This window comes from Nocardiopsis coralli (assembly GCF_014892575.1).
Lineage (GTDB): Bacteria > Actinomycetota > Actinomycetes > Streptosporangiales > Streptosporangiaceae > Nocardiopsis > Nocardiopsis coralli.
On sequence record NZ_JADBGI010000064.1, the window covers coordinates 1 to 639 of the forward strand.

1 protein-coding gene is annotated in these 639 nt (G+C 71.0%); it reads right to left on the reverse strand.

What is annotated here, in order from left to right; all coding sequences use genetic code 11:
- On the reverse strand, nt 1-527 hold a 527-nt coding region (locus IDM40_RS27780; protein WP_193125041.1), incomplete at its 3' end, for a hypothetical protein.
- Nucleotides 528-639: the final 112 nt, after the last annotated feature.

A 639-nucleotide genomic window follows, 5' to 3' on the forward strand; every position in this document is an offset into this window, starting at 1 on the left:
ACGGGCCCCGGGGGCACCGGCTTGTAGAACGCCCGCGACCTGGCACCGAGCATCATGGCGATGATGAAGAGGGTGAACACCAAGGGGACGACGGTGCTCTCGCCCGCCAGCAACGACAGGACGAGCACGACAGTGGCCAGGACCTGGAACGCCACAGCACCCCAGAGGATCCCGGGACTGCGCTTGCCCATGAACGACGCGAGCAGCGTCGAGACCACGCCGTAGACCAGGGTGACCGCCCCGGCGACCAGCACCGAGCGGCCGAACTCCTCGGGTCCGCCGGAGCCCGGCTCGAATGCGGCGGCGTCCTCGATGGGCCGCAGGAGAATGGGAGCCTCTCCCCCTGCCAGGGCGGACTCGATGTACAGAGCGATCCCGCCCAGGATCAGCCCGGAGATCCCCCCGACGAACATGAGCACCCGTACCACGAGTACGGTACCGGGCATCTCGGGGCGGGGAGCCGCCCCGTGGGGCGGCGGCGCCTGCGGCGCCGGATATGGGCCGCCCTGGGGGTGCGGGGGGTTCATGTCGGTTCCTCATCGATAGGGGGTCGGTCCGGGGCGGCGCACACGGTGTCGTGCCGTGTGCGCCGTCGGCAGATCAGTACTGCGGGCCGTACCCGTGGGGCACGGGGCCCTG